The 14191-nt window shown below is 73.1% G+C and carries 15 protein-coding genes; 9 read left to right on the forward strand and 6 right to left on the reverse strand.

The window, feature by feature from the left end:
* Positions 1-126: 126 nt before the first annotated feature.
* Both AC1RSJ_RS12285 and AC1RSJ_RS12290 read left to right on the forward strand, forming a co-directional pair.
* A complete protein-coding gene (locus AC1RSJ_RS12285; RefSeq protein ID WP_493118675.1) occupies positions 127-1407 on the forward strand; it encodes a CDP-glycerol glycerophosphotransferase family protein in 1281 nt (426 codons plus the stop codon).
* Positions 1408-1519: 112 nt separating this feature from the next.
* Entirely contained in the window at positions 1520-1936 is a 417-nt protein-coding gene (locus AC1RSJ_RS12290) for a helix-turn-helix domain-containing protein (RefSeq protein ID WP_493118676.1), read from the forward strand.
* A gap of 32 nt (positions 1937-1968) precedes the next feature.
* On the opposite strand, the gene AC1RSJ_RS12295 is transcribed toward AC1RSJ_RS12290, so the two are convergent.
* The 5 genes from AC1RSJ_RS12295 to AC1RSJ_RS12315 all read right to left on the reverse strand — a co-directional run bounded on the left by AC1RSJ_RS12295 (position 1969) and on the right by AC1RSJ_RS12315 (position 5716).
* On the reverse strand, positions 1969-2238 hold the full coding sequence (locus AC1RSJ_RS12295; RefSeq protein WP_493118677.1) for a hypothetical protein: 270 nt from the start codon (positions 2236-2238) through the stop codon (positions 1969-1971).
* A gap of 48 nt (positions 2239-2286) precedes the next feature.
* Positions 2287-3207: a hypothetical protein gene (locus AC1RSJ_RS12300; protein WP_493118678.1), complete on the reverse strand. Its 921-nt coding sequence runs from the start codon at positions 3205-3207 to the stop codon at positions 2287-2289.
* A gap of 172 nt (positions 3208-3379) precedes the next feature.
* Complete coding sequence (locus AC1RSJ_RS12305) at positions 3380-4165, reverse strand: ABC transporter ATP-binding protein (protein WP_493118679.1); 786 nt, start codon at positions 4163-4165, stop codon at positions 3380-3382.
* Complete coding sequence (locus AC1RSJ_RS12310; protein ID WP_493118680.1) at positions 4165-5001, reverse strand: ABC transporter permease; 837 nt, start codon at positions 4999-5001, stop codon at positions 4165-4167. The genes AC1RSJ_RS12305 and AC1RSJ_RS12310 overlap by 1 nt, the downstream gene beginning before the upstream one ends.
* A 22-nt stretch (positions 5002-5023) precedes the next feature.
* A complete protein-coding gene (locus AC1RSJ_RS12315) occupies positions 5024-5716 on the reverse strand; it encodes a phosphocholine cytidylyltransferase family protein (RefSeq protein WP_493118681.1) in 693 nt (230 codons plus the stop codon).
* A 299-nt stretch (positions 5717-6015) separates the two neighbouring features.
* On the opposite strand from AC1RSJ_RS12315, the gene AC1RSJ_RS12320 reads away from it, so the two are divergent.
* The 3 genes from AC1RSJ_RS12320 to AC1RSJ_RS12330 are packed head-to-tail and all read left to right on the forward strand — an operon-like array spanning position 6016 to position 9372.
* Positions 6016-7575 carry an ABC transporter ATP-binding protein gene (locus AC1RSJ_RS12320; protein WP_493118682.1) on the forward strand — a complete coding sequence of 520 codons (1560 nt, stop codon included), beginning with the start codon at positions 6016-6018 and terminating at the stop codon, positions 7573-7575.
* Positions 7551-9107 carry a hypothetical protein gene (locus AC1RSJ_RS12325; RefSeq protein WP_493118683.1) on the forward strand — a complete coding sequence of 519 codons (1557 nt, stop codon included), beginning with the start codon at positions 7551-7553 and terminating at the stop codon, positions 9105-9107. The genes AC1RSJ_RS12320 and AC1RSJ_RS12325 overlap by 25 nt, the downstream gene beginning before the upstream one ends.
* A 4-nt stretch (positions 9108-9111) precedes the next feature.
* Positions 9112-9372 carry a DUF3039 domain-containing protein gene (locus tag AC1RSJ_RS12330; RefSeq protein WP_493118684.1) on the forward strand — a complete coding sequence of 87 codons (261 nt, stop codon included), beginning with the start codon at positions 9112-9114 and terminating at the stop codon, positions 9370-9372.
* A gap of 7 nt (positions 9373-9379) precedes the next feature.
* Here the strand turns inward: AC1RSJ_RS12330 and AC1RSJ_RS12335 are convergent, their stop codons facing one another.
* Positions 9380-10675, reverse strand: coding sequence for a nicotinate phosphoribosyltransferase (locus AC1RSJ_RS12335; RefSeq protein WP_493118685.1), 1296 nt, complete (start codon positions 10673-10675; stop codon positions 9380-9382).
* 37 nt (positions 10676-10712) lie between these two features.
* On the opposite strand from AC1RSJ_RS12335, the gene murI reads away from it, so the two are divergent.
* Genes murI through AC1RSJ_RS12355 form a run of 4 tightly spaced genes read left to right on the forward strand, consistent with a single transcriptional unit; the run spans position 10713 to position 14179 of the window.
* Positions 10713-11567, forward strand: coding sequence for a glutamate racemase (murI, locus tag AC1RSJ_RS12340; protein ID WP_493118686.1), 855 nt, complete (start codon positions 10713-10715; stop codon positions 11565-11567).
* On the forward strand, positions 11564-12301 hold the full coding sequence (gene rph / locus AC1RSJ_RS12345) for a ribonuclease PH (protein ID WP_493118687.1): 738 nt from the start codon (positions 11564-11566) through the stop codon (positions 12299-12301). Before murI ends, rph begins: the two co-directional genes overlap by 4 nt.
* Position 12302: 1 nt before the next feature.
* Entirely contained in the window at positions 12303-12905 is a 603-nt protein-coding gene (locus AC1RSJ_RS12350) for a non-canonical purine NTP pyrophosphatase (protein WP_493118688.1), read from the forward strand.
* 32 nt (positions 12906-12937) lie between these two features.
* Positions 12938-14179 (forward strand): Nramp family divalent metal transporter, encoded by a 1242-nt coding sequence (locus tag AC1RSJ_RS12355; protein WP_493118689.1) that lies wholly within the window; start codon positions 12938-12940, stop codon positions 14177-14179.
* Positions 14180-14191: the final 12 nt, after the last annotated feature.

Raw genomic sequence — 14191 nt, forward strand, 5'->3', positions numbered from 1 at the left:
CGCCGCAACCGATCCTCTCGCCTCGGGTCGTCGAGCCTCACGATTCTGACACGATCGCCCGCTCCGGTCGGGGGCGACCGGCCGGGGCTGGGAGGATGGGATGTCGACCGGGAGGGGATCGAGCGCATGGGTCTGATGTCCGATCTGGGGTCGGCGCGGCGTCTGCTGCGCAACGCGCTCCGCTCCCGCGAGAACCGGCGCGAGGCCGCGCGGCGGTCCGCGGAGCTGTTCCCGAAGCCGGCCCGCGGCAGCTTCCGCGTCGCGGTGTACTTCCCCGACAACCGGACGAACCTGTACCAGATCCGGCAGTGGTACGCGCCGCTCCGCGAGCTCGCCGCCGCGCATCCGGTGGTGGTGATCTCCCGCAGCCCGGGTTCCGCGATCACGATCGCGGAGGAGTCCGGACTGCCGACGCAGTACCTGCGCACGGTCGTCGAGCTCGAGGAGTTCCTCGACGGCCAGGACATCCGGACCGTGCTGTACGTCAACCAGAACACCCGCAACTTCCAGATGTTCCGGTACAGCCGCATGTGGCACGTGTTCATCAACCACGGCGAGTCCGACAAGATGTACATGACCACCAATCAGTTCAAGGCCTACGACTACGCGCTGGTCGCCGGCCAGGCGGCGCGCGACCGCCTGACCCGCAAGCTCTGGGACTACGACGTCGACGCGCGCACCATCGACATCGGGCGACCGCAGACCGACCACCTGGCCGGGGAGCTGCCCTACCCGGCGGACGACCGCGTCGTCGTGCTCTACGCGCCGACCTGGGAGGGCGACCGCCCCGCCGCGATGTACGGCTCCATCGGGACGCACGGCGTCGCGCTGGCGGAGGCCGTGCTCGCCTCGCCGAGCCACCGGCTGATCTACCGGCCGCACCCGCGCAGCGGCGTGGTCGACCCGCGCTTCGGCGACGCGAACCGGCGGATCATCGCCGCCATCGCCGACGCGAACCGCCGCGACCCGTCGGCGCACCACGTCTTCGACGACGGACCCGAGCTCGGCTGGCAGCTCGCGGCGGCCGACGTCGCCATCACCGACGTCTCGGCGATGGTCTACGACCGCCTGGCGACCGGCAAGCCGATCATCGTCACCCGGCCCGCCGAGCCCGAGGCCGAGATCGACGAGGCCGGCTACCTCGGCTCGGCCCAGTGGCTCACCGCCGCCGACGCCGGCCACGTGCTCGGCGCCGTCGATCGCGCGCTGCGCGACCCCGAGGCCCAGGCGGAGCTCGCGCGCTGGTCGCGGCACCACTTCGGCGACACGACGCCTGGCGCCGCGACGATCCGCTTCCATGCCGCGATCGACCGGCTGTCGGCCGAGTGGGAGCGGCAGGCCGCGCTCCACGACCGCGACCCGGAGGCCCACGACCCCGACGAGATCGACGGCGACGGGGACGACTGACCGACCGGTGCGACGCCCCCGGCGCGGCGCATCCCGCCTGCACGCGCGACGCTTTCGACGCGCACGCCCATGGCGGCTCGCGTTCGAGCGGTCTCACCGGTAGGCATGACGCATGCCCACCGGATCGTCTCGCGCCGCCCGTCAGCCCTCGGAGGCCGGCGAGGTGCCCGACGCGGCGGGTGGCTCCGCGGTCGGCGGCTCTGGGGCTGACGGCTCCGCCGCGGGCGGCTCTGCCGACGGCTCCGCTGCGGCGCGGCTCATCGGCGAGCGCATCCGCGCCGAGCGCCTCCGGGTCGGGGTGACCCAGATGGACCTGGCCGACCTGGCGGGGCTCAACGTCGCGAACTTCGGGCGGATCGAGCGCGGCGCCGGCAACCCGAACGTCGAGACGCTCATCCGTATCGCCGGGGTGCTCGGCGTCGACGTGGCGGACTTCGTGCGCGGCATCACCGTCGACCAGCTCGGCCCGGCGCATCCGCGCTTCACGGCGGCCGACTTCCTCCGCGCGCAAGCGGACCGCGCCCGCTAGGCACGTCGTCGCGGTCGGTGCAGCGCCCCGGCTCAGCACAGCGCCGCCCGCCAGAGCCACTCCGAGCCGTCCGGGCGCAGCCAGCGGACGACGAGCGCCGAGTCGTGCGCCACGTCGTCCCCCAGCACCTCGACGTCGAGGTGCTCGCCGGGCGGGAGCACCGCCGTCGCCGGCGCCAGTACCCGGGCGGACCCGGTCGCCAGCACGCTGACGCCGCGCAGGGACTCCGTGCCGGTGTTCACGATGCGCAGCCGGGGGAAGCGGCTGCGGTCGAGGGCGACGGGGAGTCGATAGGGGTCCACGTGCCGGACGCTAGGGGCGGCGTCCGACGGCGTCCGGCCGGCGGTGGATCAGTCGGCGGGACCGCCGTCTGTGGAGGAGGGGTGACCGTCGGTCGGCACGGCGCTCCCGGCCCCGGGCAGGACCTCCTCGCCGGTGTCGCGCGGGCTGGATTCGATGGCCTCCGGCTGCGCGCCGGCGCTCCGGCCACGGCGTCCCGGGCCGATCCGCGGGAGCCGCCCGCGCGCCGTGCCCGTCCGCTCGGCGCGCACCTTGACCACCGGCGCGAGCACGTCGGGGAAGGTGAGCGGCGGCGGGCCGAATGCGCTGCGCGACGCCTGCACGACGCGGCGTCCGAGGATGTGGTTGCCGGCGCCGCCGATCACGGCGCCGATGCCGAACGGGATCGCGCGACCGACCATGGAGGCGCCCTGGCTCGCGGCGAAGCGGCGGAGGAAGGCGTCGCGGAGGCGGTCGCCGAGCTCCTTCGCGACGCCCTTCGGCAGGGTCGAGGCGACGAGATCGCCCCAGTACGCCGAGCGCGTGGCGCCGGAGCCGGCTGCCTGCGTGGCGAACTGCGTGACGAGGTCGGCACCGCCCGTGCCGAGCATGAGCGCCATCACGAGCGTGCGGGCCCGCTCGGGGTCGTCGATCGCGACGCCGTGGATCTCGCCGACGGACTGCGCGAAGAGCGCGGTGGCCTCGAGGAACCCGGCCGTCTCGACACCCGACAGGGCGATCGAGGTGCCGATGCCGACGGCCGGGATGGCCGCGCTCGCGCCGACGGCTGCGCCGCCGCCGGTGACGGCCGCGAGATACCGCGTCTCGAGGATCGACAGCACCCGGGCCGGATCGGCGTCGGGGTGCCGCGACCGGATCGAGCGCAGGTGCGCCAGCACGACCGGGCGCTGGACGCTGAGCATGCGGTCGACGATCCCGGCGATGCGCGGATGCACCTCGCCACGGGACGCGGCGCTGAGCGGCTTGGCCATGATCGGAGGATACGTCGCCGGACCGTCATGAGGCGGGGAGGACGGGTCTGGGGGAGCCATCCTCAGCCGACACGGAGCCGCGATCGCCCCGCCTGCGCGCCGGTCCATGCCGCGAGCGGCATCCGATGGCGGCATCCCATGGACGCATCCGATCAGCGGATCGAGGCGGAGGTCAGCCTTTCGGCGCGTAGTCCGCGTTGTAGCGGTCGACGACCGCGCGGATGCCGCCGTCGAGGAGCAGGGCGCCCTTGTCGAGGTAGAGGCCCCGTGAGCAGAACCGGAGGAGGTCGCGCTCGCTGTGCGACACGAAGAACAGCGTGCGTCCCTGGGCGAGCATCTCGTCGATGCGCTGGTAGCACTTCGCCTTGAACGCCTTGTCGCCGACCGCGAGCACCTCGTCGACGAGCATGATCGGCTCGTCGAGCCGCGAGACGACCGCGAACGCGATGCGCACCTTCATGCCGCTCGAGAGGTGCTTGTAGGGCGTGTCCACGAAGTCCGGGATCTCGGCGAAGTCGATGATCTCGTCGAAGGCGTCGTCGATCTCGGCCTTCGACATGCCGTGCAACCCCGCGGTCAGGTAGACGTTGTCGCGCACGGTCAGGTCGTTGACGAAGCCGCCGGTGATCTCGATGAGCGGGGCGACGCCGCCGCGCACCTCCACGACCCCCTCGTCGGGGATCATCACCTGCGCCACGAGCTTGAGCAGCGTCGACTTGCCCTGGCCGTTGCGGCCGACGACGCCGATCGCCTCGCCCGGATGCACGTCGAACGAGACGCCGCGGAGCGGCCAGAACTCGCCGGGGCGGGCGCGCCGGTTGCGGCTCGAGAACAGGTCCTTGAAGCTCCGGCGCGACGTGCGGTTGCGGCGGAAGCGGATGCCGGCCTCGCGCACCGAGATCACGGCGCGCGCGTCGGCGGCATCCGCTGCGGCGGGGGAGTGGTCGAGATCCGTCATCAGATCTCCTTCAGCACGGCGGGCATCGTGCGGCGGAACACCAGGGTGCCGAGGCCGAGGAGCACGAGCGAGACGGCCGTGCCGATGCCGATCGCCGCCCAGTCGAGCGGCTCGTCGAAGAAGCCGGCTCGGTAGATGCCGACGATGCCGGCCAGCGGGTTGAGCGAGCCGATCATCTCGAGCGACGGGTGCACGCGCCCGAGGTCGGCCAGGCTGAAGATGATCGGCGTCGCGTAGAAGCCGAACCGGAGCACGAGACGGACGGCGCGCTCGAGATCGCGGAAGAACACGACCAGCGGCGCGACGATGAGGCCGATGCCGGTCGTGAGGATGGCCTGGAGCACGATCGCGAGCGGGAACAGCAGCAGCTGCCAGTCGAGGCGCGCGGGCTCGTCGGTGAACAGGCTGACGACGACGAACAGCAGCAGCACCGGGAGGCTGAAGACGAACTCGATGCCCTTCGAGAGCACGATCCGCGTCACCCAGATCGAGCGCGGGATCGTGGTCGATCGGATGAGTTTCGCGTCGCGCGTGAAGGCCTTCGCGCAGTCGTTGATCGCGCCGCTGAACCAGGTCCAGGGCAGGAGTCCGGTGAGCAGGAAGACGATGTACGGCGGGTGGTCGACGCCGCGGTGGAACACCTGCGTGAAGACGAACCAGTAGATCGCCGCCATGAGCAGCGGGTCGAGCACCGACCAGAGCCAGCCGAGGGCGTTGGTCGAGTAGCGCACCCGGAGGTCGCGGGTCGTCAGCAGCCAGAGGGAACGCCGATAGCGCTGCGCCGGCGTCCATCTCGAGGACGCCGGCGCGCGCACGGAAGCTGCGGCGGCGCTCACGGCGCCACCCTATCGCGGGAGATCAGACGAACAGGTTCGCGCGCTCGAGGTCCTCGGCGAAGTCGATCTCGACTGCGTAGAGGTCCGAGATGTCCATCGGCTCGACCTTCATGCCGGCCTGCTCGATGGCGAGCTCGATGCCGCGCTCGAAGTAGTCCTGGTCGTCGACGCGGCCGAGCTGGCGGATGAGGCCTGCCTTGTCGGCGCTCGACACGTAGTTGATGCCGACGGCCTCGCCGAGGCCGCCCTTGACCGTCTTCGACAGCTCCTGGATGAAGCCCTCGGCGTCCGTTGTGTACTTGACCTCCTCGTCGGACACCTTCGCGGTGTTGACGCTGACGAAGCTGCGGTCGGACTCGATGTACTCCGCGGCGCGCATGAGCGCGGCCGGGTCGAACACCACGTCGCCGTTCATCCAGAGCACGCCGCCGTCTTTCGACGCCTTGAGCGCGCGGTGGAGGCTCTTGGAGGTGTTGGTCTGGTCGTACCGCTCGTTGTAGACGAACGACGCGTGCGGGAACGCCTCGATGATCGTCTCCATCTTGTAGCCGACGACGATCGTCACCTTGGCCTTCTTGCCGAAGGCGGCGCGGATGTTGTCGAACTGCTGCTGCATGATCGTGCGGCCGTCGCTCAGCTCGGTGAGCGGCTTGGGCAGCGAGCGGCCGAGGCGGCTGCCGAGGCCGGCGGCCAGGATCACGATCTGCGTGCTCACGATGCGGATTCTCCTTCACTCCGGTGAACCTCATCGGGTCTCACCTGGGTTTCGCGGGGCCGGTTCATCGTGCGGTGACGAGCGGTTCGCTCGCCGTTCACCCGTGCGGGGAGCGCACGGAGATCCAGCCACGTCGGTGTGCAGAGAAAACGTTAGCCTCGGTGAACAACAGGTGAACAGGGTTCCCAGGCGACTGCAATGGAACCGTGATCGGGTCGTTATCGCCGCATTCGACGAATCCGGGCTGGCACCGACCCCGTCCGAGCAGGACCGGCCGATGCGGTTGGTAGGCTCCTCTGGTGGACGCCCCGCCCCCGCCGCCCCCGCCCGATGAGGGACGTGCGCCGGACGACGCGGAAGACCGTCCGGCCCCGGATGCGGCGGCCGAGACGCCTCGCCAGCCGGCGGCCCGTCGGCCCGCGACCCGCACCCCGCGCTCGAAGTCGGCGGCTGCGACCGCCGCTGCCGCCGCGGCGTCGACGACCGCCTCACCGCGGTCGCGCACCGGCAAGGCCGCGACGACTCGGGGCACCGCCAGCCGGAGCGCCTCCACCAGCTCCCGCACCCGCGCCACGCGCGCCTCCGTGCCGCCCGCGCCGCCCGTCGAGGAGGTCGCCGAGGACGCTCAGGTCGCGGACGCTCAGGTCGAGGACGCTCAGGTCGCGGACGCTCCCATCGAGGACGCTCAGGTCGCGGGCGCTCCGGTCGAGGACGCTCAGGTCGCGGACGCGGTGGTCGAGGACGCTGCCGTCGCCGACGCGGTCGAGGAGACCGCGGTCGAGGAGACCGCGGTCGTGGAGGCCGCAGACGATCCGCCGGCCGAGGCTCCGCTCGACGAGGACGAGATCTTCGCCGCGGTGACGCCGCCGGAGGAGGACGCGTCGCTCATCGAGGAGGTCGCGCTCGACGAGATCACCGAGGAGCCGATCACCGAGGTCGAGCCGATCACCGAGGTCGAGCCGATCGCCGAGATCGGGCCCGACCCCGAGCCGGTCATCCCCGAGACCCCCGCCGCCGAGCCGCTCCTGAGCGCCGACCGCGCGCCCGAGCCGGCCGACTTCGCCGACCTGGTCGGTCCCGAGCGCCGGATCGCGCGGGGCCGCACCGCCCTGCGGATCAGCGGCGTGACGAAGACCTACGGCTCGGTGACGGCCGTCGACGCCATCGACCTCGACATCCCCGTCGGCAGCTTCTACGGCATCGTCGGCCCGAACGGCGCCGGCAAGACGACGACCCTGTCGATCGCGACCGGCCTGCTGCGTCCGGATGCCGGCACGGTCGAGGTCTACGGCGCGGACGTCTGGGCCGATCCGGATGTGGCGAAGCAGTACCTCGGCGTGCTGCCCGACCGGCTCCGCCTCTTCGACCGCCTCACCGGCGCCCAGCTGCTCCACTACGCGGGCGCGCTCCGCGGGCTCGACCCCGCCGTCACCTCGCGCCGCGCCGCCGACCTCGCCCGCGCGTTCGGCCTCACCGCGTCGCTGAGCCGGCTCGTCGCCGACTACTCGATGGGCATGACGAAGAAGGTCGCGATCGCGGCGGCGCTCATCCACTCCCCGCGGATGCTGGTGCTCGACGAGCCGTTCGAATCCGTCGACCCGGTGTCGAGCGACGCCGTGCTGAAGGTGCTGCGGCGCTTCACGGCCGGGGGCGGCACCGTGCTGCTCTCGAGCCACAACATGGAGCTCATCGAGTCGGCGTGCGACGACCTCGCCATCATCGTCGGCGGGCGCGTGCTGGCCGCCGGCCCCACCTCGCAGGTGCTCGCCGGCGTCTCGCTCGAAGACCGCTTCGTCGAGCTCGCGGGCGGCAGCAGCGCGGTGGAGGGCCTCGAGTGGTTGCACAGCTACTCCGACTGAAGGTCGACGCCCTCGTCAACGGCTGGACCCGGCAGCGCGCCGGCGCGCTCCGGGTCGCCGGGGTGCTGGTCGCACTGATCGTCGCGATCCTCGTCGCCGGGCGGATGATCTCCCTCGGCACGACGGACGCCCCGCAGCTGCGCGCCGTGTCGGTCGCCGTCGGCGTCGTCGTCCTCGTCTGCGCGGTGCTGCTCCCGGCGGCCATCGCGCGGATCGAGCCGCTGAGCCCGCGGGCGCTGGTCGGCTACGGCATCCGTCCCGTCCGGGCATCCGGCGCGCTCATGCTCACCGACCTCGTCGCACCGCACGTCGCCGTGCTCGCCGTGCTGCTGGTCGGCTACGTCGCCGGCTGGACCGCGGCCGGGCAGGGGCTCATCGCCCTCGTCGCCGCGGTGCTGCTCTTCGCCGGCTGCGTGCTGCTCGTCCGCCTGTCGGCGACGATCGGCGCCGCGGTGGCCCGCAGCCCGATGGGGCGCAACCTGCAGGCGCTGCTCTGGACCGCGCTCGTCGTCGCCCTCGCGATCGTCGTCGTGCCGACGGTGGCAGACCCGCGCTACTTCGCGACGAACGTGGCCACGATGGCCGAGCGGCTCGACCGGCTGCTCGTCGGCACCGTCTGGGACGCGCCGGCGCTGCACGGCGAGAGCGGCACGGGCGCTCTGGTGCTGCTCGTCGCCTTCGCCGCGGACGTGCTGCTCGCCGGCCTCTGGGTGCTCGTGGTGGTGCAGGAGTTCCGCCCGCCGCGTCCCGTGCGCGAGAGCGACGGCCTCGACCGGCTGGGCCTGTTCCGCTTCACCGGCGGCTCGCCGCTCGCCGCCATCGCCGCGCGCACGGTCGTCTACTGGCTGCGCGACCCGCGCTACGCCAGCGTCCTCGTGCCGCTGCCGATCATCCCGGTGCTCATGATCGCCGCCGCGACGATCGGCGGCATCCCGCTCTCGGTGATGGCGCTCGTGCCGCTGCCGGTCGTCGTGCTGCTGCTCGGCTGGGGCACGATGCACAACGACGTCGCCTACGACTCGACCGCGGTGTGGCAGCACGTCGTCGCTCCGCTCTCCGGTGCCGCCGACCGTGTCGGACGCGCCCTGCCGGTGCTCGTGCTCGGTGCGGCCGTCATCGCCGTCGGCACCCCGCTGACCGCCTGGGGCGCCGGCACGGCCGATGTCGTGCCCGCCGTCATCGGCATGAGCGTCGCCACGCTGCTCGGCTCGATCGGGGTCTCCAGCCTCGTGTCGGCGCGGTTCCCGTACGCGGCCCCGAGCCCGGGATCCTCCGGCTTCCGCGCGCCGCAGACCGACGGCGGGTCCGGCGGCGCCGTGCAGGTGCTCAGCGTGCTCGTGATCGCCGTGCTCGCTGCGCCGGCGGTCACCGCGACGGTGATGGCGCTGTCGTCCGGCGGATCGTGGACCTGGATCGCGCTCGCCGCGGGCCTCGCCACGGGCATCCCGGCGGCGCTCATCGGCGTGGTCGCCGGCGGCCGGGTGTTCGAGCACCGCGGCCCGGAGATCATCGCGTTCGCCGTGCGAAACTAGCGGCATGAGCGACACCGACATCTCGGGCGGCGGCGGCACCGACGTGCTCGACCGCGAGCTCGAGGAGCTGCTCCGCGACGAGCAGGTGGAGGACGGCGACCACGACCGCTTCTCGCACTACGTGCAGAAGGAGAAGATCCTGCAGTCGGCGATGACGGGGAAGCCGGTCATCGCGCTCTGCGGCAAGGTCTGGGTGCCCGGGCGCGATCCGGAGAAGTTCCCGGTCTGCCCGGACTGCAAGAAGATCTACGAGCGCCTGAAGTAGGCCCCGCTCAGCGGTAGACGGTGCCCAGCGCCGGCTCGCCGCGCGACAGACCCGTCGCGTCGACGGGCAGCTCGGCGACGACCGCGGCGTGGTGCGCGCGCGCGGCCGCGACGCCGGCGGCGCCGAGCGGCTCGGGCAGCGGCTCGCCGTCGACGACGAGGTCGACGAGCAGCGGCCGGAGGTCGTGCGCCGCCGAGACCGGAGGATCCTCGACGTAGATCGTCTCCTCGACGGCGACGCCGCCGCGAAGCGTGCGGACCGGCTGCTTCCGTCCGCCGATGGTGGCCTTGTCCTCGCTCTTCTTGCCGACCGCGATCCACGCCCCGGCGTCGTCCGTGTGGGCGACGAGCTTGTAGACCATCCCGGCCGCGGGGGAGCCGGAGCCGGTGACCAGCGAGGTGCCCACGCCGTAGGAGTCCACCGGCGCCGCGGCGAGGGCGGCGATCGCGAACTCGTCGAGATCGTTCGTCACGGTGATGCGGGTGCCGGTCGCGCCGAGGCCGTCGAGCTGCGCGCGCACCTCCCGCACGACGACGCCGAGGTCGCCGGAGTCGATGCGCACGGCGCCGAGGCCGGTCCCGGCCACGCGCACCGCGGTCTCCACGCCCTGGCGGATGTCGTAGGTGTCGACGAGCAGCGTCGTGCCGGTGCCGAGCGCCTCGACCTGGGCGCGGAACGCCTCCTCCTCCGTCGCGTGGAGGAGCGTGAAGGCATGGGCGGCCGTGCCCATGGTCGGGATGCCCCACGAGCGGCCGGCCTCGAGGTTGCTCGTCGCGCCGAAGCCGGCGATGTAGGCGGCGCGGGCCGCGGCCACGGCGCTGCGCTCGCCGGTGCGGCGCGAGCCCATCTCGGCGAGCGGACGGCCTCCGGCGGCCGACACCATGCGCGCGGCCGCGCCGGCGACCGCGGAGTCGTAGTTGAAGACGCTGAGCGCGAGGGTCTCGAGGAGCACCGCCTCCGCGAACGTCCCCTCGACGACGAGGATGGGCGATCCGGGGAAGTACAGCTCGCCCTCGCGGTAGCCGCGGACCCGCCCGCCGAAGCGGAAGCCGGCGAGCCAGTCGAGCGTCGCGGGGGAGACCACGCCGGCCTCGTGCAGCCAGGCGAGCTCCTCGTCGCCGAAGCGGAAGTCGCGCAGCAGCTCGAGGAACCGGCCAGTGCCGGCCACGACGCCGTAGCGCCGTCCGGTCGGCAGCCGTCGCGCGAACAGCTCGAACACGGCGGGGCGCAGCGCGCGCCCGTCGCGGAGGGCGGCGTCGATCATGGTGAGCTCGTAGCGGTCGGTGAGGAGCGCGCTCGTCATGAGGCGAGCCTAGGGCGCCCGGCGCTAGCCTGAGAGGATGACCGCCGCCGACGACGCCCCGATCGGGGTGTTCGACTCCGGCGTCGGCGGGCTGACGGTGGCGCGGGCGATCATCGACCAGCTGCCGCGCGAGCGCGTGCTCTACGTCGGCGACACCGCGCACTCGCCGTACGGGCCCAAGCCCATCGCCGACGTGCGCCGCTACGCGCTCGAGGTGCTCGACGATCTCGTCGCGCGCGGCGTCAAGGCGCTCGTGATCGCCTGCAACACGGCCACCGCCGCCGTGCTCGGCGACGCCCGCGAGCGCTACGAGCAGGGCGCGGGCATACCGGTCGTCGAGGTGATCCGCCCAGCTGTCCGCGCCGCAGTCCGCTCGACCCGCAACGGCCGCGTCGGGGTCATCGCGACCGAGGGCACGATCACCTCCCGCGCCTACGACGACGCCTTCGCCGCCGCCGCGCACCTCGAGCTGACCAGCGCGGCGTGCCCGCGATTCGTCGAGTTCGTCGAGGCCGGCGTCACGAGCGGACCCGAGCTGTTCGCGGTCGCCGAGGCGTACCTCGCGCCGCTGCGGGCGGCGGGCGTGGACACCCTCGTGCTCGGCTGCACGCATTACCCGCTCATGTCGGCGGCGATCTCGTACGTGATGGGGCCGGAGGTGAGCCTCGTGTCCTCGGCCGAGGAGACCGCCTCCGACCTGTACCGCGTGCTCGTCTCCCACGGCCTGGAGCGCACCGCGCCGGGCCGCGCGGCGCACGAGTTCGAGGCGACCGGCGCCGACGAGTCCGGCTTCCGCGCCCTGGCCGCGCGCTTCCTCGGTCCGGAGGTCTCGCGGGTCGAGACGTTCGAGACCGGCACCATCCCGATCCCCCTCCCGAAAGGCACCCCATGACCACCACGCGAGCTGACGGACGCGCCCCCGACGAGCTGCGGCCCGTCACCATCGAGCGCGGCTGGAGCGACCAGGCCGAGGGCAGCGCGCTCATCAGCTTCGGCCGCACGAAGGTGCTCTGCACGGCGAGCTTCACGAACGGCGTGCCGCGCTGGCTGACCGGCAAGGGCCGCGGCTGGGTCACGGCGGAGTACGCGATGCTGCCGCGCTCGACGAACGACCGGATGGACCGCGAGTCGATCAAGGGCCGAGTCGGCGGCCGGACCCACGAGATCTCGCGGCTGATCGGCCGCAGCCTCCGCGCGGTCGTCGACACGAAGGCGCTCGGCGAGAACACCATCGTGATCGACTGCGACGTGCTGCAGGCGGACGGCGGCACGCGCACTGCCGCGATCACCGGCGCCTACGTGGCGCTCGCGGACGCGATCGAGTGGGGCCGGGCCAAGGGCTTCGTCGGGAAGAACGCGAAGGCCCTCAGCGACTCCGTGGCGGCGATCAGCGTCGGCATCGTCAAGGGCGAGCCGCTGCTCGACCTCATGTACACCGAGGACTCCACCGCCGAGACCGACATGAACGTCGTCGTCACCGGACGCGGGCTGTTCGTCGAAGTGCAGGGCACCGCCGAGGGCGCCCCGTTCGACAAGGCGGAGCTCGACCGGCTGCTCGAGCTCGGCGTCGCCGGCACGACGCGGCTCACCGAGCTGCAGGTCGCCGCTCTCGCCGCGGAGCGCTGACGTGCGGCTCGTGCTCGCGACCCGGAATGCGCACAAGGTCGAGGAGCTCACCCGCATCCTCGGCACGGCGCTGGGGGAGCACCGGCTCGTCTCGCTCGCCGAGCTGCCGGGCGGCGGCGGCCCCGAGCCGGTGGAGGACGGCGAGACCTACGCCGCGAACGCGCTGATCAAGGCGCGCGCCGCGTTCGCCGAGACCGGGGTCCCGGCGCTCGCGGACGACTCGGGCATCGAGGTGGAGGCGCTCGACGACGCGCCGGGGATCCACTCGGCCCGCTACGCCGGCACCCGGGACGACGCCGACAACCGCGCCCTCGTGCTCGAGCGGATGCGCGGCCGGCACGAGCGACGGGCGACCTTCGTCTGCGCGGCGGCCTACGTCGACGCGGACCACGAGGTCGTCGAGCTCGGCTCGTGGGGCGGCACGCTGCTCGAGCACGAGATCGGCGACGGCGGCTTCGGCTACGACCCGGTGTTCCGCCCCGAGGGCGAGACCCGCAGCGCCGCCGAGCTCCGCCCGGAGGAGAAGGACGCCCAGGGCCACCGCGGACGGGCGTTCCGCGCGCTGCTCGCGCGCATCCGCCCGATCCTCGACGCCGCCGGCTGATTCCGGGACCCGGACGCCCGGATGACGCAGCGATGACCGCCCCGCCCGTCGCGACCCCGCGCCCTGCACCGCGGGTCGCGGGACTGCTCGGGCCCGCGCTCGTCGCCGGCGTCGCCTACCTCGACCCCGGCAACGTGGCGAGCAACATGACCGCGGGCACGCGCTACGGCTACCTGCTGCTCTGGGTGGTCGTCGCCGCGAACGCGATGGCGTGGCTCGTGCAGTACCTCTCGGCGAAGCTCGGCCTGTCGACCGGGCAGAGCCTGCCGGAGGTGCTCGGTCAGCGGATACGGCGCCGTCCGGCCCGGCTCGCCTTCTGGCTGCAGGCCGAGCTCGTGGCCATGGCGACGGACATCGCGGAGGTCATCGGGGGCGCGATCGCGCTGAACCTGCTCTTCGGGCTGCCGCTGCTGCTCGGCGGCGCGATCACCGGCGCGGTGTCGCTCGCGCTGCTCGTGCTGCACAGCCGGCGCGGCGCCCGCACCTTCGAGCGCATCGTGATCGGGCTGGTCGCGATCATCGCGATCGGGTTCTGCGCCGGGATCGTCGTCTCGCCGCCCGACGCCGCCCCCCTCGTCGCGGGCCTCGTGCCGCGCTTCGAGGGCACCGGATCGGTGCTGCTCGCGGCGTCCATCCTCGGCGCCACGGTCATGCCGCACGCGATCTACGCGCACTCCGCGCTCACCCGCGACCGCTTCGGAAGGGTCGAGGGGGAGGAGCGCCGCTCGGTTCTGCGGGCCACCCGCATCGACGTCACGATCGCCCTCGGCGTCGCCGGAACCGTGAACGCAGTGATCCTGCTGCTCGCGGCGGGCACGCTGCGCGGCGTCGACGGCACGGACACGCTCGCGGGCGCCCACGCCGCCCTCGACACCGTGCTCGGGCCGGTCGTCGCGACGCTGTTCGCGATCGGGCTGCTCGCCTCGGGCCTCGCCTCGACGAGCGTCGGCGCCTACGCCGGGGCCGAGATCATGCACGGGCTGCTCCGCGTCCGCGTCCCGCTGCTCGGCCGCCGGCTGCTCACGCTCGTGCCGGCGCTGGCCCTGCTCGCCGTGGGAGTGGAGCCCACGCTCGCGCTCGTGATCAGCCAGGTGGTGCTGTCGTTCGGCATCCCGTTCGCGCTCGTGCCGCTCGTGGTGCTGACCTCGCGCCGGGACCTCCTCGGCGACGCGGCGAACCGCTGGTGGACGACGGCGCTCGCGGCGGTGTGCGCCGTGCTGCTGACCGCGCTGAACGGCGCCCTGCTCGTGCTGCTGCTCAGCGGCGGGGGCTGATCGGCGGTGCCG

The organism is Schumannella sp. GW821-FHT10F01 (genome assembly GCF_058809295.1).

What these genes read in the sequence shown, in the direction of transcription:
- AC1RSJ_RS12285 (WP_493118675.1), top strand. Translation starts at nt 127, where the DNA reads ATGGGTCTGATGTCCGATCTGGGGTCGGCGCGGCGTCTGCTGCGCAAC.
- AC1RSJ_RS12290 (WP_493118676.1), top strand. Translation starts at nt 1,520, where the DNA reads ATGCCCACCGGATCGTCTCGCGCCGCCCGTCAGCCCTCGGAGGCCGGC.
- AC1RSJ_RS12300 (WP_493118678.1), bottom strand. Translation starts at nt 3,207, where the DNA reads ATGGCCAAGCCGCTCAGCGCCGCGTCCCGTGGCGAGGTGCATCCGCGC.
- AC1RSJ_RS12305 (WP_493118679.1), bottom strand. Translation starts at nt 4,165, where the DNA reads ATGACGGATCTCGACCACTCCCCCGCCGCAGCGGATGCCGCCGACGCG.
- AC1RSJ_RS12330 (WP_493118684.1), top strand. Translation starts at nt 9,112, where the DNA reads ATGAGCGACACCGACATCTCGGGCGGCGGCGGCACCGACGTGCTCGAC.
- AC1RSJ_RS12335 (WP_493118685.1), bottom strand. Translation starts at nt 10,675, where the DNA reads ATGACGAGCGCGCTCCTCACCGACCGCTACGAGCTCACCATGATCGAC.
- murI (WP_493118686.1), top strand. Translation starts at nt 10,713, where the DNA reads ATGACCGCCGCCGACGACGCCCCGATCGGGGTGTTCGACTCCGGCGTC.
- rph (WP_493118687.1), top strand. Translation starts at nt 11,564, where the DNA reads ATGACCACCACGCGAGCTGACGGACGCGCCCCCGACGAGCTGCGGCCC.
- AC1RSJ_RS12355 (WP_493118689.1), top strand. Translation starts at nt 12,938, where the DNA reads ATGACCGCCCCGCCCGTCGCGACCCCGCGCCCTGCACCGCGGGTCGCG.